At 59.6% G+C, this 19,305-nt stretch carries 21 protein-coding genes; 13 read left to right on the plus strand and 8 right to left on the minus strand.

Features of this window, described 5'->3' with window-relative positions; genetic code table 11:
* Window positions 1–45 precede the first annotated feature (45 nt).
* Window positions 46–945: a LysR family transcriptional regulator gene (locus tag EAH74_RS14045; RefSeq protein ID WP_140679255.1), complete on the minus strand. Its 900-nt coding sequence runs from the start codon at window positions 943–945 to the stop codon at window positions 46–48.
* Window positions 946–1,084: 139 nt separating this feature from the next.
* Here EAH74_RS14045 and EAH74_RS14050 point away from each other — a divergent pair, with 139 nt between their 5' ends.
* Complete coding sequence (locus EAH74_RS14050) at window positions 1,085–1,699, plus strand: FMN-dependent NADH-azoreductase (protein ID WP_140679257.1); 615 nt, start codon at window positions 1,085–1,087, stop codon at window positions 1,697–1,699.
* Window positions 1,700–1,823: 124 nt separating this feature from the next.
* On the opposite strand, the gene EAH74_RS14055 is transcribed toward EAH74_RS14050, so the two are convergent.
* A complete protein-coding gene (locus EAH74_RS14055; protein WP_140679259.1) occupies window positions 1,824–2,162 on the minus strand; it encodes an FKBP-type peptidyl-prolyl cis-trans isomerase in 339 nt (112 codons plus the stop codon).
* 184 nt (window positions 2,163–2,346) lie between these two features.
* Between EAH74_RS14055 and EAH74_RS14060 the strand changes: the two genes are divergently transcribed.
* Entirely contained in the window at window positions 2,347–3,420 is a 1,074-nt protein-coding gene (locus EAH74_RS14060) for a sensor domain-containing diguanylate cyclase (protein ID WP_140679261.1), read from the plus strand.
* Between the two features lie 5 nt (window positions 3,421–3,425).
* Here the strand turns inward: EAH74_RS14060 and EAH74_RS14065 are convergent, their stop codons facing one another.
* Together EAH74_RS14065 and EAH74_RS14070 are read right to left on the minus strand one after the other, a co-directional pair.
* Window positions 3,426–3,890 carry a hypothetical protein gene (locus tag EAH74_RS14065; protein ID WP_140679263.1) on the minus strand — a complete coding sequence of 155 codons (465 nt, stop codon included), beginning with the start codon at window positions 3,888–3,890 and terminating at the stop codon, window positions 3,426–3,428.
* A gap of 100 nt (window positions 3,891–3,990) precedes the next feature.
* A complete protein-coding gene (locus tag EAH74_RS14070; protein ID WP_123368255.1) occupies window positions 3,991–4,299 on the minus strand; it encodes an RcnB family protein in 309 nt (102 codons plus the stop codon).
* A gap of 211 nt (window positions 4,300–4,510) precedes the next feature.
* Here EAH74_RS14070 and EAH74_RS14075 point away from each other — a divergent pair, with 211 nt between their 5' ends.
* A complete protein-coding gene (locus EAH74_RS14075) occupies window positions 4,511–5,815 on the plus strand; it encodes an MFS transporter (protein WP_140679265.1) in 1,305 nt (434 codons plus the stop codon).
* A 21-nt stretch (window positions 5,816–5,836) separates the two neighbouring features.
* Window positions 5,837–6,613 carry a substrate-binding domain-containing protein gene (locus EAH74_RS14080; protein WP_140679267.1) on the plus strand — a complete coding sequence of 259 codons (777 nt, stop codon included), beginning with the start codon at window positions 5,837–5,839 and terminating at the stop codon, window positions 6,611–6,613.
* Here the strand turns inward: EAH74_RS14080 and EAH74_RS14085 are convergent.
* Complete coding sequence (locus EAH74_RS14085) at window positions 6,603–7,508, minus strand: LysR family transcriptional regulator (RefSeq protein ID WP_140679269.1); 906 nt, start codon at window positions 7,506–7,508, stop codon at window positions 6,603–6,605. The two genes, EAH74_RS14080 and EAH74_RS14085, sit on opposite strands and share 11 nt — an antisense overlap.
* Before the next feature lie 293 nt (window positions 7,509–7,801).
* On the opposite strand from EAH74_RS14085, the gene EAH74_RS14090 reads away from it, so the two are divergent.
* Window positions 7,802–9,613, plus strand: a complete 1,812-nt coding sequence (locus tag EAH74_RS14090) for a monovalent cation:proton antiporter-2 (CPA2) family protein (RefSeq protein ID WP_140679271.1) — start codon at window positions 7,802–7,804, stop codon at window positions 9,611–9,613.
* A gap of 210 nt (window positions 9,614–9,823) precedes the next feature.
* Window positions 9,824–10,936, plus strand: coding sequence for a DNA alkylation repair protein (locus EAH74_RS14095; RefSeq protein WP_140679273.1), 1,113 nt, complete (start codon window positions 9,824–9,826; stop codon window positions 10,934–10,936).
* On the opposite strand, the gene EAH74_RS14100 is transcribed toward EAH74_RS14095, so the two are convergent.
* Window positions 10,917–11,489: a cytochrome b gene (locus tag EAH74_RS14100; protein ID WP_140679275.1), complete on the minus strand. Its 573-nt coding sequence runs from the start codon at window positions 11,487–11,489 to the stop codon at window positions 10,917–10,919. The genes EAH74_RS14095 and EAH74_RS14100 overlap by 20 nt on opposite strands.
* A 204-nt stretch (window positions 11,490–11,693) precedes the next feature.
* Here EAH74_RS14100 and EAH74_RS14105 point away from each other — a divergent pair, with 204 nt between their 5' ends.
* Genes EAH74_RS14105 through EAH74_RS14135 form a run of 7 tightly spaced genes read left to right on the plus strand, consistent with a single transcriptional unit; the run spans window position 11,694 to window position 18,039 of the window.
* Window positions 11,694–12,371, plus strand: coding sequence for a thermostable hemolysin (locus EAH74_RS14105; protein ID WP_140679277.1), 678 nt, complete (start codon window positions 11,694–11,696; stop codon window positions 12,369–12,371).
* Window positions 12,361–13,842, plus strand: a complete 1,482-nt coding sequence (locus tag EAH74_RS14110; RefSeq protein ID WP_140679279.1) for an AMP-binding protein — start codon at window positions 12,361–12,363, stop codon at window positions 13,840–13,842. Before EAH74_RS14105 ends, EAH74_RS14110 begins: the two co-directional genes overlap by 11 nt.
* Window positions 13,839–14,513 carry a TenA family transcriptional regulator gene (locus EAH74_RS14115; RefSeq protein ID WP_140679281.1) on the plus strand — a complete coding sequence of 225 codons (675 nt, stop codon included), beginning with the start codon at window positions 13,839–13,841 and terminating at the stop codon, window positions 14,511–14,513. Before EAH74_RS14110 ends, EAH74_RS14115 begins: the two co-directional genes overlap by 4 nt.
* Window positions 14,500–15,309 (plus strand): SDR family oxidoreductase, encoded by an 810-nt coding sequence (locus tag EAH74_RS14120; RefSeq protein ID WP_140679283.1) that lies wholly within the window; start codon window positions 14,500–14,502, stop codon window positions 15,307–15,309. Before EAH74_RS14115 ends, EAH74_RS14120 begins: the two co-directional genes overlap by 14 nt.
* Window positions 15,306–15,950 carry a tetratricopeptide repeat protein gene (locus EAH74_RS14125; RefSeq protein ID WP_140679285.1) on the plus strand — a complete coding sequence of 215 codons (645 nt, stop codon included), beginning with the start codon at window positions 15,306–15,308 and terminating at the stop codon, window positions 15,948–15,950. The genes EAH74_RS14120 and EAH74_RS14125 overlap by 4 nt, the downstream gene beginning before the upstream one ends.
* An 11-nt stretch (window positions 15,951–15,961) precedes the next feature.
* Window positions 15,962–16,624, plus strand: coding sequence for a response regulator (locus EAH74_RS14130; RefSeq protein WP_140679287.1), 663 nt, complete (start codon window positions 15,962–15,964; stop codon window positions 16,622–16,624).
* On the plus strand, window positions 16,621–18,039 hold the full coding sequence (locus EAH74_RS14135; protein WP_140679289.1) for an ATP-binding protein: 1,419 nt from the start codon (window positions 16,621–16,623) through the stop codon (window positions 18,037–18,039). Before EAH74_RS14130 ends, EAH74_RS14135 begins: the two co-directional genes overlap by 4 nt.
* A gap of 52 nt (window positions 18,040–18,091) precedes the next feature.
* Here EAH74_RS14135 and EAH74_RS14140 read toward each other — a convergent pair whose 3' ends face one another.
* Both EAH74_RS14140 and EAH74_RS14145 read right to left on the minus strand, forming a co-directional pair.
* Complete coding sequence (locus EAH74_RS14140) at window positions 18,092–18,307, minus strand: DUF4287 domain-containing protein (protein ID WP_140679290.1); 216 nt, start codon at window positions 18,305–18,307, stop codon at window positions 18,092–18,094.
* A 76-nt stretch (window positions 18,308–18,383) separates the two neighbouring features.
* Window positions 18,384–19,268 carry a LysR family transcriptional regulator gene (locus EAH74_RS14145; protein WP_123368268.1) on the minus strand — a complete coding sequence of 295 codons (885 nt, stop codon included), beginning with the start codon at window positions 19,266–19,268 and terminating at the stop codon, window positions 18,384–18,386.
* Between the last annotated feature and the right edge of the window lie 37 nt (window positions 19,269–19,305).

Here is a 19,305-nt window from a genome sequence, read left to right on the forward strand (position 1 = left end):
GCCAACGGGATAACCAAACCGCTGACGTTAGTCGTCTTCATATCATCACATGCACAGACGACGGGTCAGATCATTCAGAAGCCATCGGCCTGCTTTCCCTAAAGAGCGATTTTGCATGTGCGCGGCGTAGATCGTCAGTGTGTCTGGTGTGCGCTGAAGTTCGGCGGTCAACTCAAGCGGTACGAGGCGTCCTGAAGCCAGATGATCCGCAATCAGATGCTCTGGCATTCGACACCAACCGAACCCGGCGAGCAAAAAATCCAGCCGCCGTGCCAGATCTACAAACCGCCACTGGTAACTGCCCGTCACCCCATAGCTAGGGCCGTCGGGAGAAACCGGATCGGAAAGTACCAGTTGCACATAAGGCTTGAGGTCTGCACTTGTTGCCCGACGGCCTAACATGGCCAAGGGATGTCCGCTGGCTACTACTGGCCTCAAGTCGACGCTGAGCAGCGGCAGTGCGGTGACATCGTCGGGCACTGTCGGAATCAATGTGCAAAGCGCCAGTGCCGCATCGCCGTTGCGCAATCGGCGCTCTGCGCCGCCTAAGCCTTCTGTAGAAAAACTCACTGCCAGATGCGGAAAAGCCTCACGGATAGCGCGCAGGCTTTCGATGAGCGGTGCGCTAGGGACTAAAGGGTCTATGGCGAGAGCCAACTCCGGCTCAACCCCGGCTGCCGTACTGGCGGCCATTGCTTCAAACTGGGCAGCGCTTGCCAGCACTGCGCGCGCTTGAACCACTAGCACTCTACCTACCTCAGTGAGCGTTGGACGATGGCCGCTCCGATCAAACAGCCTCACACCTTGAACTGACTCAAGTGTGGCAATCGACTGGCTAATGGCAGATTGAGCACGCCGCAGGTGACGTCCCGTTGCCGAGAAACTGCCTGTATCAGCAATGGTTACAAGGATCCGCAACTGATCCAAGCTGAGATTTCCGATCATGACCCATCACTTAAACAGATGGACTCAATCATATTTACATCACTCCTGCTTAGAGATCGCATTGGGTAGAGTGTGTCGCACATCGCCTAAAGCGACAACGCAAAACCTACCGCCGCGTCACCGCGCAGGAGTTACATCCATGTCCAGGCTTCTCAGCATTGAAACCAGCTCACGTGGGGATGCTTCAATCTCCCGGCAGCTCACTCGCCGATTTGTGGCCGCGTGGCAAGCTGCACACCCTAGGGGCGCCATCAAAATACGGGATCTAACGGACACTTCGCTTACGTTCGTGACGGCCCCCTGGTTACAGGCTTATTTCACCCCAGAAACTGAACATTCGCCTGAAATGAAAGCCGTGTTGCAGCTATCCGATGAGCTTGCGGCCGAGTTGCTGGAAACCGATCACCTGGTTATTTCAACGCCGGTCTACAACTATAACGTCCCTGCGGCGCTCAAGGCGTGGGTGGATCACGTGGTACGTAAAGGCCTGACCTTGGGCTTCGATGGTAAAGGACTGGTGACCGGTAAAAAGGCAACGGTGCTGCTCGCCTCGGGAGGTGTATACACCCACGACTCCCCGATTAGAGACCGTGACATTGCGACCCAATATTTGAAACTGATCCTGAACGTCCTAGGTATCACTGATGTCACCTTTATTGCGGCCGGCGGCGCTAAAGCTGTAGATCTCGGAGAAATCGGCATGCACGATTTTCTGGATACATTTGATCATCAAATTCAAAAGTCGCTGGTTTAGACAGCATCCAGATAGAAGGCGCTGGCGAAAAAATAGTGGCGAGGTGGCTTGATCAATGTTCAAAAAAAACCGCTCTTTCTGTGAGCAGATAGTGCGGTTCTTGTCATTTCAGCTAATACGCCAATCAATCATCGCGCGTCAGCACTTCCAGCAGTTCAATCTCGAAAATCAAATTCGAATGCGGGGGAATACCCCCCATCGTCCGCTCGCCATAGGCCAAACGCGCAGGCACCCACAGCTTGCGCTTGCCACCGACCTGCATGCCCATAATTCCCTGATCCCACCCTTTGACCACCCGACCCGTGCCAATCACACACTGGAAAGGCTTACCACGGCTATAGGAAGAGTCGAACTCGGTGCCATCTTCCAGCCAGCCACGGTACTGCGTGGTGATCAGCGCGCCTTTGACGGCGGCTTTGCCGTCGCCTAGTACAAGGTCGATTACCTGAAGCTCGTCATTCATTGCATTCACTCGTGTGTTCGTTTGCCCGAAAGGCTTTATGGGCGCCGTTTTCCCAGATTTGCAGCCGATTGGCAACCATTCCGATCGCCTGACGAGGGGTTTAAACCTGTTTCTGCAGTGACCGTGAACTAAGATAAGCAACACCTACCCGTACGGATCAACACGCCATGACGGCAATTCCTGAATGAATGTAGTTTGGACCAGCGCAACCATCGGCTCACTGATGCTAGCCCTGATCGTCGCGTTGATCTGTCGCGAGCGCACGCTGCAAAAGCAGCTGGCCGAGTATCGCGTGCTGATCACCAGCCTGACTGATGGACAAAACATCCGTCAGGACGGTGACGCCGAACGCTTTAAGCGCAGCCAGTACTTCGCCCGTATCGGCACATGGGACTGGGATGTTGACACCGACAAGCTCTACTGGTCGGACGCGATCTACGGCATGTTCGGCTTCAAGATCGACGATGTAACGCCCTCCTACGCGCTGTTTTGCTCATGTGTTCACCCGGACGACCGGGCCAAGGTCCGGGCCGGGGAGCTGCGCTGCCTGGAAACCGGCGACAACCATGACGAGGAATATCGGGTGGTCTGGCCCGACGGTACGATCCGCTGGCTTCGGGAAACCGGCAATGTGGTCAAGAACGACCACGATGCAACGATCAAGATGATGGGTGTGGTACGCGATATCACCGAGGAAAAAGCCTCCGCCAGCTACCTGCAACACCTGGCCCACTTCGACCCGCTGACCGGTCTGCCCAATCGTCTGGTGCTCGAAGAGCGTCTGTCCGAAGCGCTGGAACAGGCGCGCATCAGTGCCACGAGAGTTGCGCTGGTATTTGTCGACCTCAATGGTTTCAAGGCAATCAACGACCATTACGGCCATGCCGCCGGCGACCGGGTACTGATCACCACCGCCACCCGACTGAAGAAAATCCTGCGTTCAACCGATACCGTCGCCCGGATCGGTGGCGACGAGTTTGTGGTCATCCTTCAAGGCCTGTCCCAGGGCAACAGCCTGCAAGACGAAGCCCGCAGCATCTGCCAAAAAATCTTCGTCGAACTGTCGCCACCGGTGACCATCGGCAATGATCAACGGCACATCGGCACCAGTCTGGGGGTCGCGGTGTTCCCGGACCATGCGCCGAGCATGGACCGGTTGATTCATATTGCGGATCTGGCGATGTATGAGGCGAAGCGCAGTGGGAATAATCAGTATCGGTTGGGAGAACAAACTTTGAGCCCTAGCCGGGTAGATTGACCCGTTCAGTCCTTGCGCAGACCAAAAGGAACACCATTGAAGGTGTGGGTGCAGCAGTAACAGTTAGGGGTCATGCGCTCTGCCGTCAGCTCAGGATTGACGATCCGCAAAAACCCTTGATCATCGACATACAAGCCGCTGAAGTAGCTCGACTCTCCCAGACACACCTGCTCCTTCCTTTCGTTTTCATGCAGAGCCACCATCCAGAACACCGGTTCAGGCCGATCGAGGCGAGCCACCGCTTCGCTGAAAACCTCATCCCATTGCCTACCGACGCGAGACAGTAGAAAACGGAACAACGGCGTGTAATCGAACCCGTGCCGGCGGGTTCCATGCATCGAACCCCGTGACGCATCGTTGTTGACTTCATTCTTGGTATTGCGCTGATGCCGGTAATGTCCCGTGTAATCGTTCCGCCAAACACCCCAAGTGCGGGTATTGACCTTACGGTAGAGGGGTTTCTTTTCCAATGCGTTGCTCCTGACATCCAGTCAATGAAATCGCCGCCGAGCTTTACCGGAACCGCTGGCGATTTCAATCAGCCTTCAATGGCTAAATGTTGCTTGCGGTTTAACGCTCCACTGGCGTGATATCCACGATCGTCCCGTTGGTAATCATCACCATCATGTACTTGTCGTTAATCTGCACCCACTGCGCCTGAGCCTTCGGGGCTTTCAGGCCTTTCTGCTTCCAGTTGCTCAAAGCTTTTTCGCTGCGCTGGTAAACGTCCGGGGCGCGATCACCCATCACCAGTTGGCGGGAGTTGTTAACCCCCGGCTGGACGGTTTTTTGCGGTGGGTCATCCGCTTGAACAATGGGACTGATACCGGCAACGCCGGCGGCGATGGCCAAGGCGGCGATGAGGGATTTGCTGTTCATGGGGTGATCCTCCTGTGATGTCGCGGTACCAGAACTCCGACTGCATAGGCAGCGAATCATTCCTTACGGGTTACATTGATCCGTTTCACACATCAATGCATGCCAACAATGCAATTAACATATCGATCACCCTGCTCCACTATCCGCCCCAATAAGAACCGTGCACCGCGTCCAGGCGGTGCACGTCATAAAAGCGGTGGAGTACATGTCTATGACAGCATCAACCCAACGGCCCGCGACTTCCGGTCGCTCCCGGGCCAGCGCGATTTTCCGGGTCACCTCGGGCAACTTCCTCGAACAATTCGACTTTTTCCTGTTCGGCTTTTACGCCACGCAGATCGCTGCCGTGTTCTTCCCGGCCAGCAGCGAGTTCGCCTCTCTGATGATGACCTTCGCGGTGTTCGGCGCAGGCTTTCTGATGCGGCCGTTGGGCGCCGTGGTGCTGGGCGCCTACATCGATGATGTGGGTCGGCGCAAAGGGTTGATCGTCACCCTGTCGATCATGGCCAGTGGCACGATTTTGATTGTGCTGGTGCCCGGCTATGAAACCATCGGGCTGTTCGCCCCGGCCATCGTGTTGATCGGCCGCTTGCTGCAAGGCTTCTCGGCCGGCGCAGAAATGGGTGGCGTCTCGGTGTACCTCTCGGAGATCGCCACGCCCGGCAACAAAGGCTTCTTCACCAGTTGGCAGTCGGCCAGCCAGCAAGTGGCGATCATTGTCGCGGCAGCATTGGGCTATGGCCTGAACCAGTGGATGGCGCCGGCGATGATTGCCGACTGGGGCTGGCGAATTCCGTTTTTCGTCGGCTGCATGATCGTGCCGTTCATTTTTTTCCTGCGCCGCAACCTTGAGGAAACCGAAGCGTTCGCCGCCCGTAAACACCGCCCGAGCATGGGCGATGTGTTCCGCACGTTGGCGCAGAACTGGGTGATCGTGTTCGCCGGGATGATGATGGTGGCCCTGACCACCACCGCGTTTTACCTGATCACCGTGTACGCACCGACCTTCGGCAAGACCGTGCTGCACCTGAGCACGTCTGATGCACTGCTGGTGACTTTGCTGGTGGGCGTTTCGAACTTCTTCTGGCTGCCGATTGGTGGCGCACTGTCGGACCGCATCGGCCGTCGTCCGGTGCTGATTGCCATGGCCCTGCTGACCTTGGCCACGGCGTATCCGGCGCTGACGTATCTGGTGCAGGCGCCAAGCTTCATCAACATGCTGTTGGTGCTGCTGTGGTTGTCGTTCATTTACGGTTTGTACAACGGCGCGATGATTGCCGCGCTAACGGAAATCATGCCGGTCGAAGTTCGGGTTGCCGGTTTCTCCCTGGCTTATAGCCTGGCCACGGCGGTGTTCGGTGGTTTCACCCCGGCGATGTCGACCTTCCTGATCCAGTACACCGGCGACAAGGCTGCGCCCGGTTACTGGATGAGTTTTGCCGCGCTCTGTGCCCTGTGCGCGACGTTGTATCTCTATCGCCGTTCGACCGGTCGCTTGCAACCGTCGATGTCCTGACCCCTTTGAGAGCACATGACCATGAAGAAACTATTCAATTTTGCTGCCCTGATTTTGCTGGCCAGCCTGGGTCTGAGCACCATCGCCCAGGCCGAAGAAATCCGCGTGATGACCTCCGGCGGTTTCACCGCGGCCTACAAAATCCTCGGCCCGAAATTCGCCGCCTCCACCGGCAACACGTTAGATACCGCCCTCGGCCCCTCGATGGGCAAGGCGCCGGAAGCGATCCCCAATCGTCTGGCTCGCGGTGAAAAGGCCGACGTGGTGATCATGGTCGGCTACGCCCTTGATGACCTGATCAAGCAAGGCAAAGTCGATCCCGCCTCACGGGTCGAGCTGGCGGACTCGCGGATCGGTCTGGTGGTACGTGAAGGGGCGCCGAAACCGGACATCAGCTCTGTCGACGGCCTGAAAAAGACCTTGCTCGACGCGAAGTCCGTGGCCTATTCCGACAGCGCCAGTGGCGTGTACATCGAGGAACAATTGTTCAAACGGCTGGGCATCGAAGACCAACTCAAACCCAAATCGACGATGGTTGCGAAAATCCCGGTGGGCTCGGTGGTTGCCACCGGTGACTATCAACTGGGCTTTCAGCAGGTCAGCGAGTTGCTGCCGGTGCCGGGCGTGAGTTTTGTGGCGAAGATTCCAGAGTCGGTGCAGTCGGTCACGCGTTTCGCCGCCGGCATTCCGGTCGGTGCGCAACACCCGGCGCAAGCCAAGGCGTTGCTGGATTACCTGGCCTCCACCGCCGCTCAACCGGAGGTGAAAGCCACCGGGCTGGACTCAGTCAGTCGCTGACCTGGACTTTCATTTCCACCACCAGCCGTTCCAGTTCCAGCGCCGCCGGGGTCAATGTGCGCCCCCGGCGCTTGATCAAACCGACACTGCGCATCACCTGCGGATCGGTCAGCGGCACCCGCGTCAGGATCGGGTGGTCCGCCGCCGGCATCGCCATCAAGGGCACCGCTGCCACGCCCAACCCCGCTTCGACCAAACCAATCATCGTCGTCACATGCCGGGTTTCGCAGATGCTCGACCGCTGCGGCACGATGCCCGTGAGCGCCTGATCCAGCAGAAAGCGATTGCCGGACGTCTTGTCCAGCGAGATGTAGTCCTGCTGATAAAACTCATCCCACGTCACGCTGGCGCGTCCGGCCAAGGGATGATCGCGCCGGCACGCCACCACATAACCTTCCTGCACCAGCGGCTCGAACTCCACTTCCGCCTCCAGGGTGCCCATGAAACTCAGGCCGAAATCCGCCTCGCCGTTGACCACCGCACTCAGCACTTCATGGGCGCTGGAATCGAGGACCTTGACCTTGATCCGTGGAAACTGCCGATGGTAGTGGGCGATCACTCGCGGCATGAAGTAGTAAGCCGCTGAAGGCACGCAGGCCACGGTGACGTGACCGAGGCGGGTCGAGGCGACTTCGCTGATGCCCAATAGCGCCACGTCCAGATCGTCCAACAGACGCTCGACACTCGGCATAAAACCGCGTCCGGCCTGGGTCAGGCTGACCTTGCGTGTGGTGCGTTCGAACAACCTCACACCGAGGGCGTCTTCGAGTTTTTCGATGCGCCGGCTCAGCGCCGGTTGGGAAATGCGCACCGCGTCGGCCGCCTTGCGAAAGCTGCCCTGCTCCACCACAGCGCGAAAGGCTTGCAGGTCGTTCAGGTCGAAGTTGATGGCCATGGTGCGCACTCGGGAACGGACAGATTGATCAGCCTATCGCATAAATGTAACTAATTAATGCAACATATAACTACATTTTCGTCGCCCTACAGGCCGCCATCGCGAGCAGGCTCGCTCTCACAATGGATCTACGGTGGACACAGTATCTCTGCACCCCACAAACAAATGTGGGAGCGAGCCTGCTCGCGATGGCGGTGTGTCAGTCAGCAGAACTGTATGTTCATGGCTGACGCATCAAGCATCACCCTTTATCCTTGTCACCCCCGCCATACCGAGTGAATGGAGTTTTTGTCATGCCCCATGAAGGCAACCTGTTGCAAGCCGCTGTCGTGTTTCTGTTCGCGGCGGTGCTCACCGTTCCCTTGGCCAAGCGCCTGCAACTGGGGGCGGTGCTGGGTTATCTGTTTGCCGGGGTGATCATCGGGCCGTCGGTGCTGGGCTTGATTGGCAATCCGCAAAGCGTCAGCCACATTTCCGAACTCGGGGTGGTGTTGCTGCTGTTCATCATTGGTCTTGAACTGTCGCCGCGACGTTTGTGGGTCATGCGCAAATCGGTGTTCGGCGTCGGCCTGGCGCAGGTGCTGCTGACAGGCTCGGTGATTGGTGTGCTGGCGTTGTTCGTGTTCGGCCAACCGTTGAACAGCGCGATCGTGCTGGGCTTGGGCCTGGCGCTGTCGTCCACGGCGTTCGGTTTGCAAAGCCTGGCCGAGCGCAAGGAACTGACCAGTCCCCACGGACGCTTGGCATTCGCGATTCTGTTGTTCCAGGACATCGCCGCCATCCCGCTGATTGCCATGGTGCCGTTGCTGGCGGGCGGCGATCACTCCAGCAGCGCTGGCGAAGGCCTCAATCACGGCTTGCGCGTGCTAGGCAGCATCGCGGTGGTGGTGATCGGTGGGCGGTATCTGCTGCGACCGGTATTCCGGGTGGTGGCCAAGACCGGTTTGCCGGAAGTCTCGACCGCCACTGCGTTACTGGTGGTGATCGGCACGGCGTGGCTGATGGACCTGGTTGGCGTGTCCATGGCGCTGGGGGCGTTCCTTGCCGGGTTGTTGCTGGCGGACTCCGAATACCGCCACGAACTGGAAGCGCAAATCGAACCGTTCAAGGGATTGCTGCTGGGGCTGTTTTTCATCAGTGTCGGCATGGGTGCCAACCTCAGTCTGCTGCTGAACGCGCCGATCACGGTGCTGGGCCTGACCCTGCTGCTGATCGCAATCAAACTGCCGCTGCTGTTTGTTGTCGGGCGACTGGCCGGTGGCTTGGGCAAGGTCAGTGCCATTCGCCTTGGCATCGTGCTCGCGGCCGGTGGTGAGTTTGCGTTTGTGGTGTTCAAGATCGGCCGCGACCAGGGACTGTTCGAACCTCGGCTGTACGACTTGCTGGTGCTGACCATCACCTTGTCCATGGCGGTGACGCCGCTGCTGTTGCTGGTGTGCGCGAGACTGGTCAGCCCCAGGGTTCAACCGGTGGTGGTGCCGGAGAAATTCCGCGAGATCGATACCGACACGCCACGCGTGGTGATCGCCGGCATGGGCCGTATGGGGCAGATCGTTGCGCGGATTTTGCGCGCGCAGAACATCAAATTCGTCGCCCTCGATACCTCGGTGGAAACCATCGAACTGTCGCGCAGCTTCGGCGGTGTGCCGGTGTTCTACGGCGACCCGATGCGCCCGGAGATCCTCAGTGCGGCCAAGGTCGAGCAGGCGGAATACTTTGTCATCGCCACCGACGACCCGGACACCAACATCAAGACCGCCGAGTTGGTGCACAAACTCTACCCGCACATCAAAATCATCGCCCGGGCCCGTAACCGTCAGCATGTGCATCGGCTGGTGGACCTTGGCGCCGAGGCCATTCGGGAAACCTATTATTCGAGTCTGGAAATGAGCAGGCGCACGCTGGTCGGCCTGGGGCTGACCCCGGCCCAGGCCGATGCGCGGATCAAGCGCTTCAAGCATCACGACGAGCAGGTGCTGGAGGCCCAGCATGCGGTTTATGACGATGCGGCGAAGGTATTGCAGACGGCGCAGGAAGCCCGGGCGGAACTGGCGAGATTGTTTGAGTCGGATCAGTTGGGGGAGCAGGAATCGGGTAAAGCTTGAGATCCAGCCCCTCGCCCTAACCCTCTCCCCAAGGGGCGAGGGGACTGATCTGGGAGTTCTTTTGAGATACGGCGACCTGAATTATCGAGTCGAACTCAGGATTTGAAAGCAATGGAGATCTGCCCCCTTTCCCCCTCTCCCCCGTGGGGATAGGGCTGGGATGAGGGGATGGATCTAACTGACACACAACCATTCGAGCAAACCCATCCTATGACCAACACCAACCAACCCGCCCCCGCCCTGAAAGAAATCTTCAACGCCGACCGCCTCAAGCACATCGCCACCGAGATGACCTCCGTCTACCCCACGTTCAACGCCAAGGCCTTCCTGAAACTGGCCAACGACGGGCTAGCCGAATTATCAATCATGCAGCGCATGGCCCGGGTCAGCGAGTGCCTGCATGCGGTGTTGCCGTTGAGTTATGAACAGACGCTTGAAGTGCTGCGCGCCCTCGTTCCGCGGCTGAACAGCGGCTTCGTCAGCATCTCATTACCGCATTACGTCGCGACGTACGGCGGACATGCTTTCGAACAATCCATGGACGCCCTCAAGTACTTCACTGCGTTCGGCTCCTCGGAGTTCGCGATCCGCCATTTCCTGCGCAGCGACATCGAACGCTCCCTGGCGGTCATGCACGATTGGTCCCTGGACGACAACGAACACGTCCGCCGCCTGGCCAGCGAAGGCAGCCGACCGCGCCTGCCATGGTCGTTTCGACTGGAACAGATTCAGGCTGACCCAACATTGGCGGCCGCGATCCTCGATAACCTCAAGGCCGACGACAGCCTCTACGTGCGCAAGTCCGTGGCCAACCACCTCAACGACATCACCAAGGATCATCCTGAATGGGTGCTGGACCTGATCGAAGGCTGGTCGCTGGACAACAAGCACACCGCATGGATCGCCAAACACGCCCTGCGCAGCCTGATCAAACAGGGCAACCAACGAGCGTTGGCGATCATTGGCGCGGGCGGCAAGCCTGAGGTCGAGATCATCGATGTGAAGGTGGAACCGGCGGTGATTCGTCTGGGTGAAAAAATCACCCTGTCCTTCGCCATGAAATCCACGGTCCAGGACAGTCAGCGACTGGTGATCGACTACGCCATCGATTACGTCAAAGCCAACGGCAGCACGTCGGCGAAGGTGTTCAAGCTCAAGGCGCTGACGCTTCCCGGCAAGGCGACCGAGTCCATCGTCAGGAGTCAGCAGATCAAAGAACTCACCACCCGCCGGCATTACGCGGGTCATCACGCCGTGCACATTCTGGTGAACGGCGAGCGCCTGGCCAGCACCGGGTTCGAGATTATCGCTGACGCTGATTGACCGTATTGCCGGATCGACCGGGCAGCATGCGCGTCAAGGTGTTGTCACGGACCCAATAGTGATGGAACAACCCCGCTGCCGCGTGCAAGCCGATCAGCCAGTAACCGGTGCTGCCGAGCAATTCGTGCCAGTACTTGAACTGCTTGGCCAGGTCCGGATCGACCGCCACCGGCGAAGGCAGGAAGAACTCGAAATAAGGCATCGGCTTGCCACCTGCCGACAGCATCAGCCAGGCCAATAACGGCGTGGCGATCATCAGCCCATACAACGCCAGGTGCATCAGGTGCGAAACGCCCGTCTGCCAGCCGGGCAGCGCCGGCGTAATCGGCGGACGCGGGGTGATCCGCCCGAGCAAGCGCACCCACACCAACACAAAAATGCTCAGCCCGAACAAGCCGTGCAACCCAAGAAACAATCCCTTCAAGGCGTGCCCCTTTGGCAACAACCCTTTGATTTCGATGCAGGCATACACGCCGACAAACAGCGCAAGCATCAGCCAGTGCAAGGTGATCGAGAGTTTTCCATACCGGTGAGCGAGTGCATTGCGGGTCATAACAGGCCTCGTGAACGTTATTGTGGCTGCCGAGTCATTCGCGCAGCCCGGTTCCGCTTTGTTGCCGAACCGATCGGCGCCACCCTGCCCGCCCAGTCTTAAGGCAATCTGAAGACAGGCCCGATCGGTCTTTGGCCACCTTCAGACTCAGTTAAGAAATGCTTCCGATACTTCTCCCATACTTACCCGGGGAGGCGTCTTCCAATGCCCGATTTCAACTGGAACATTCCTCTGCCCCTGCATTTCGGACAAGCCGAAACCCCGCAGATGAGTTTGGCCAGAGCCCTGCCGGACGAGCCCCTGCGTCCGGTCTTCGAAGCCTTTATCCAGCAACGTTTCCGTAAGGCCCACGGGGCCGACATCCGTCATTTCATGCCGGAGCTGTTTGGCATGAACAACGCGTCAGGTGAACTGTGTGCAGTGGCCGGCGTGCGTCTGGCGAGTAGCGAACCGCTCTATCTGGAAAGTTACCTGGACGAACCGATCGATCCGCTGATCAGTGCCGCGGTCGATTGTGCAGTAGACCGCAGGGGCATCGTCGAAGTGGGCAACCTGGCCGCCAGCGACACCGGCAGTGCGCGAATGAGCATCATCGCCATCACGTACCTGCTGGCGATGGGTGGCCTGGAATGGGTGGCGTTCACCGGCAACATCGGCCTGGTGAACAGCTTTCATCGCCTGGGCCTGAAGCCCGTCACCCTCTGCGCTGCCGATCCCGAGCGGCTGGGCGACGACCGCCACAGCTGGGGCAGTTACTACGAGAGCAAGCCCTGGGTGCACGTTGGCAACATCCGCGCCGGCTTCATCCATTTGCGCAACATCGGGATGTTCAACCGACTGGGGTTGCCATCGTCCATCGAGGAATCCAGCCATGTCGCCTGAAATGGAGCGTTTCAAACAGACGCTGCGCAGCCATGCCCAGCGCAAGTCCAATGCCGTCGCCGTGTGGGGCGATCAACTGAAACTGGACTACGCCACGCTGTACGCAGAAGTGATGTATCGCCAGCAGCGTCTGCGCGATGAAAACGTCAAGGTGGTTGCACTGGCCCTGGACAATGGCGTCGAAGCCATGCTCTGGGACCTGGCCGCGCTGTTCGAAGGCCTGACCTGCCTGACGTTGCCACCTTTCTTCAGCCCGGCTCAACGCAAACATTGCCTGAAGCAAAGCCAGTCCGCCCTGGTGATTGCTGAGCCAGCACTGGAAACTGAACTGAAAATGGCCGGCTACGAAAAAACCGGCGAGTTCTGGCGCCGCATCTTCAGCGGCCCAAGTCGGATGCCCGAAGGCACCGCCAAACTGACCTTCACCTCGGGCACCACTGGCACCCCCAAAGGCGTGTGCCTGAGCGCCGAAAGCATTCTGCGGGTCGCCCGCGAACTGGATCAGGCCAGCAAACCCACCGATCCACAGCATCACCTCGCACTTCTGCCGCTGGCGATCCTGTTGGAGAATATCGGCTGCTATGCGGCGCTGTACGCCGGCGCGACGCTGAGCCTGCCCAGCCAGAAAGCCCTGGGTATTCAGGGTGCCAGCGGTGTGGATGTGCCGCGACTGCTCGGATGCCTGATCACCCGCGCGCCCGAAAGCCTGATCCTCGTGCCGCAATTACTGCTGCTGCTGGTCAGCGCCGCCGAGCAAAAAGCCTTCAACCCCCACGCGTTGCGTTTTGCCGCGGTGGGTGGCGCACGGGTCAGCGAAGAATTGCTGCATCGCGCGCAACGGATCGGTCTACCGGTTTACGAAGGCTACGGACTGTCCGAGTGCGCGTCGGTGGTGTGCCTCAATCGGCCAGAAGCGCGCCGCCCTGGCAGTGTCGGCCGGCCCCTGCCCCACGTGGACATTCGCCTGGCTGACGACGGCGAAGTGCTGATCAAGGGCTCAACCTTGCTCGGTTATCTGGGCGAGGCGCCGCACACCGATGAATGGTGGCCCAGCGGCGATCTTGGCGAGTTCGACCCCGAAGGTTTTCTCTACCTCAAGGGGCGCAAGAAACATCAATTTGTCACCAGCTACGGCCGCAATGTGAACCCGGAATGGGTCGAGGCTGAATTGACCCAACGTCATCATATTGCCCAGGCCTTTGTCTACGGCGAAGCGATGCCGAGCAACCACGCGCTGCTCTGGCCCCATCGCCCGGATTGCACCGACGAAGAACTGGCCGCCGCCGTGGCCCACGCCAACGAGGCCCTGCCCGATTACGCCCAGGTCCATCACTGGACGCGTCTGGATCAACCGTTCACACCCGTCAACGGTCTGCTGACCGCCAATGGCCGACCACGCCGGGACGCCATCGTCGAGCGTTACCGGGCACAACTGACTGAAGCTGATTTTTCAGAGGAATCTGCGTCATGAGCTTTTTCGACACACTGCAAGAAGCCACCCATCAAGAACGCCACGAGCTGTTCAACCTGCCGATCATTCTCGACGCCCTCGAGGGCAAGGTCAGCCTGGAAAGCTACCGGGCCTTCCTGGCGCAAGCCTATTACCACGTACGTCACACCGTGCCCTTGATGATGGCCTGCGGCGCACGCCTGCCGTCGCGCCTGGAATGGCTGCGTAAAGCGGTGTGCGAGTACATCGAGGACGAATACGGCCACGAACAATGGGTTCTCGACGACATCGAAGCCTGCGGCGGCGACAAGGATGCGGTGCGCGATGGTCGTCCGTCCTTGCCGATCGAATTGATGGTCAGTTTCCTCTACGACCTGATAGCCCGGGACAACCCGGTCGGCCTGTTCGGCATGGTCAACGTGCTGGAAGGCACCAGCATCGCCCTGGCCACCCATGCTGCCGACAGCATTCGCGAACGCCTGGACCTGCCGCAAAGCGCTTTCAGTTACCTCAGCTCCCATGGCTCGCTGGATATCGAGCACATGCACACCTATCGCCGACTGATGAACACCCTCGATGATCCGGCCGACCAGGCCGCTGTGATTCACGCATCCAAGGTGGTTTATACGCTGTACACCGACATGTTCCGCGGCTTGCCGCGCAACGGGGAGAACCTGCATGCACCTGTCTGAGGCTCGCGTGGTATTGACCGGTGCCAGCGGCGGCATTGGCCTGGCAATCGCAACCGCCCTGTGCTCCAGTGGCGCCCGAGTATTGGCGGTGGCTCGGCATCGGGAACCGTTGGAGCCTTTGCTCGAACGCTATCCGCAGCATTTGTACTGGGTCGGCGCCGACCTGACCTTTCTCGCCGACCGCCGCAAAGTACTGGCCGCCGCCGAAGCTATCGGCGGTATCAACCTGCTGATCAACGCCGCCGGGGTCAATCACTTCGCCATGCTTGAACAGCTCGATGACAGCGACATCAACACCATGCTGGCGGTGAACATCAGCGCGCCGATCTGCCTGACCAAGTTATTGCTGCCGCTGCTCAAGCAAGCTGAAAGCGCGATGGTGGTGAACGTCGGTTCGACCTACGGCTCCATCGGCTACCCCGGTTACGCCAGCTATTGCGCCACCAAGTTTGCCCTGCGGGGGTTTTCCGAAGCCCTGCGCCGGGAACTGGCCGACACCCGCGTCGGCGTTTTGTACGTCGCGCCACGTGCCACCCGCACCAGCATGAACAGCCCGGCGGCGCAGGCCTTGAATGACGCACTCAAATCCAATGTCGACGACCCGCAAAAAGTCGCCTCGGCGGTGATGCACGCCATTGCCGGTGACCGCCGCGACTTGTACCTGGGCTGGCCGGAACGCTTTTTCGTACGCCTGAACAGTCTGTTGCCAAACCTGGTGGATCGCGGCCTGCGCAAGCAGTTGCCTCTGATCCGTCGCCTGAGTCAGAAGCCCGATAACGAGAATCTCAAGCCATGAAAAAACTCTTTGCCTGCTTGCTGATGGGCGCCTTGAGCCAAAGCGTCTGGGCGCTGGACGCCGCCGATCAGCAACGTCTCAATGGCATCCAGCAAAGTTGGGCGCACATTCAATACGAAGTGCCCGAGAATCAACGCACCGCGGCGTTTGAAAAACTCGCCGGCCAGGCCTCGGCGTTCACTCACGAACGCCAATCGGTGGCCGAAGCCTGGATCTGGTCCGGCATCGTCAACAGCAGCTGGGCCGGCGCCCAAGGCGGGCTCGGTGCGCTGAGCAAGGTCAAGGATGCGAAAGTCGATCTGGAGAAAGCCCTGGCCCTGGACCCAAAAGCCCTGCAAGGCTCGGCCTACACCAGCCTCGGGGCGCTGTATGATCGCGTACCGGGCTGGCCCATTGGCTTTGGCGACTCAGACAAGGCCGAACAGTTGCTCAAGCAGGCCTTGCAACTCAACCCGAACGGCATCGATAGTCTGTACTTCTGGGGTGATCACCTCTACCGTCAAAAACGCTACAGCGAAGCCCGGGGTGCGCTGCAAAAAGCCTTGCAGGCAGACCCAAGGCCCGGCCGGGAAACCGCCGACGCCGGGCGGCGCAAAGAGATCGAAGCCTTGCTGGTGGACGTGAACAAGAAACTCGACTGACAGGAGTCCGTGTGCGCTTATTACTGGTTGAAGATGACGTGGCCCTGGGCGAAGGCATCCATCAGGCCCTGGGCCGCGAAGGTTATACCGTTGACTGGTTGCAGGACGGCAGCAGTGCCATGCATTCGTTGCTCAGCGAAAACTTTGATCTGGCGGTGCTCGACCTCGGCCTGCCGCGCATGGACGGGCTGGAAGTGCTGCGCCGCCTGCGTGACAGCGGTTCCAATCTGCCCGTGCTGATCCTCACCGCGCGGGATGCCACCGAAGACCGTATCGCCGGGCTGGATGCCGGCGCCGACGACTACCTGATCAAGCCCTTTGATCTGGCCGAACTCAAGGCGCGCCTGCGGGCCTTGCTGCGGCGCAGTGCCGGCCGCGCGCAGATGCTGATCGAACACGCCGGCATCAGCCTCAACCCCGGCACCCAGCAAGTCAGCTATCTGGGCGAGCCGGTCGCGCTGACGCCCAAGGAATATCAGCTACTCCACGAATTACTCTCGCCACCGGGCCGGGTCATGACCCGCGATCACTTGATGCAGTTGCTTTACGGCTGGAACGAAGAAGCCGAAAGCAACACCCTGGAAGTGCACATCCATCATCTGCGCAAGAAATTCTCCACCGATCTGATCCGTACCATTCGCGGTGTCGGTTATCTGGTGGAGGAGCGTCGATGACGTCAATCCGGCGCCGCACCCTGACGCTGATCATCGGCCTGATGCTCGCGGGTCTGGCGATGATCAGCATGTTCAACCTGCACGACAGCAATCATGAAATCGCCGAAGTCTACGATGCCCAACTCGCGCAGAACGCCCGGCTGTTGCAGGGTGTGATGCGCATGCCCATGGCCAGCAAGCAACACGCTGACCTGTATCAGGCCTTCAACAAGGCGTTGGGCGAGGCGGAGCCAAGGGTCGACGGCCATCCCTATGAAACCAAGCTTGCCTTTCAGGTGTGGAATCGTCAGGGCGAAGTGCTGGTGCACACAGCCAGCGCGCCCTCTTTCACTGCGCCGCCGTCGGTGCCTGGTTTCAGCGACGTGGTGGACTTGAGCGACCGTCACTGGCGCGCGTTTGTACTTGAAGATAAACAGAATGACCTGCGGATCTGGGTCGGTGAACGTGAAGACGTGCGTTCGGACCTGGTGGAGCGAATTGTGCGCCATACCCTGTGGCCCAATGTGCTGGGCAGCCTGATTCTGGCTGCATTGGTCTGGCTGGCCATTGGCTGGGGCCTCAAGCCCCTGGCCGACATGGCGGCGACGCTGCGGGCTCGGCACAGCGGCTCTCTGGAACCGCTGCAACTGACCCCGCTGCCCAGCGAGCTCGAGCCGATGCAAGCGGCGCTCAATCGCATGCTCGCGCAGATTCAGGAAGTGCTCGGCCGCGAGCGGCGCTTTATCGCCGACGCCGCCCATGAAATGCGCACCCCCCTGGCGGTGCTGCGGGTGCATGCGCAAAACCTGTTGGAGGCCGGCACCGAACAGGAGCGTCGGGAATCCCTGGGGTTTCTGATTTCGGGCGTGGACCGAGCCAGCCGGTTGGTCAACCAATTGCTGACCATGGCGCGCCTCGAGCCCACAGCCGTAACACCGGTGCTGCACACGATCGACCTGACTCAAACGGTGCGCGACAGCCTGGCTCAGCTAACACCCTGGTTACTGAGCAAGAACCTTGAGCTGGCCTTCGACGTCATTGACCGTCCCTTTACCGTGATGGCAGACGCGGCGGCCATCGACATCGCCCTGAACAACCTCATCAGTAACGCGGCAAACTTCTCCCCGGAACATGGTGTTATCACCGTGCAGTTAAGTCAGGCGGACGGTTTCTATTCGCTGAGTGTCGAGGATCAGGGACCGGGCATCGACGAAGGGGAACGCGGGCGCTTGTTCGAACGCTTTTACAGTCGCGGTAACGCCCAGGGGGCGGGGTTGGGACTGACGATCGTCAACACCATTGCAACTCGGCTGGGTGGACGCATTACCCTGGTCAACCGGCCGGAGGGCGGATTGCGGGCGACGCTGTCGATTCCGGACGGCCAACGGCTCAGTCCATTGCAGCGAACCACCCGCGAGCTGCCGCCCAAGGATTGAGTTGTTGCGGTCCCAAGCGGCTAAACAATCTGTGGCGTGGGAGCTTGTCGGTTCACGTTTTAGCGCTCGCCAAATAATGCGCAACCAAAGCATTGGCATGCCCATGCCCCATACCGTGTTCAGTCTTCAGCCACGCCACCATTTCCATGTGCTTCTTTGCGCTCACCGTTCCCAGCAGATCCAGCCAGTGGCTGATTGGCTGCCCGTACTTTTTCTCGATTGACGGAAAGTACGACGCCGGGCCTTTTGTTTTTGTATCGTCGGTCATGCTGCAAGCTCCCTTTATCGCGACGGAGTGTCGGATAACGCTCCTTGTCGTCATCCAATAGACTGGACGCCAAACGCTATCCCAGCAACAACCCCTGCTCCGCCTCACACAACGCCACTACGTAATCCCACAACACCCGCAACCGCACGGATTTGTGCAGCTCGCGCCGCGTGCTGATCCAGTAGCTGCGCTGAATACTCTCATCCGGCAACAACGGCACCAGGCCGGGATCAGCGCTGGCCATGTAACACGGCAGCACGGCGATCCCCAGCCCGGAACGCGCGGCCTGTTGTTGGGCGATGACGCTGGTGCTGTGAAACACCACCTGCGGATTGCGACAGAAGCTGTTGAGAAACACCAATTCCTGGCTGAACAGCAAGTCATCGACGTAACCGATCCAGGCGTGGCGACCGAGGTCTTCGCGGCTGCGCAGCGGTGGTGAGCGGTCCAGATACTCCTGGCTGGCGTACAGCGCCAATCGATAGTCAGTCAGTTTGCGTGTGACCAGCATGTCGGCGGCCGGGCGCTCGAGGTGGATGCTGATTTCCGCTTCGCGGTTGAGGATGCTGACGAAACGCGGCACCGCCACCAGTTCCACTTCGAGCCCCGGATAACGTTCGAACAGGCCGTTCATGCGGCTGGCGAGGAACATGATGCCCAACCCCTCTGTCACGCCGACGCGGATCTTGCCCAGCGGCGCCGTGGATTGGGTGATTTCTTCCTGCGCCAGCAACGCGACGTTTTCCATGGCTTCGGCGTGTTTGAGCAACGCTTCGCCCGCCGGCGTCAGCTCATAACCCTGGGCATGCTGGACAAACAACGCCGTGCCGAGGCTCTTTTCGATGGCCTCGATGTGCCGGGCCACGGTGGCGTGGGTGGTGTTCAAACGGCGGGCGGCGGTGAGCAGACGCCCGCTGCGCTGCAATTCGAGAAAAAACCGCAGGTCATTCCAGTCGAACATGAACCGTCCTTGAGGTGAGGCTGTTTAAAAACGCACA

Origin of the sequence: Pseudomonas mandelii, from assembly GCF_006438925.1 — a bacterium.
In the GTDB taxonomy this organism is placed as follows: Bacteria; Pseudomonadota; Gammaproteobacteria; order Pseudomonadales; family Pseudomonadaceae; genus Aquipseudomonas; species Aquipseudomonas mandelii_C.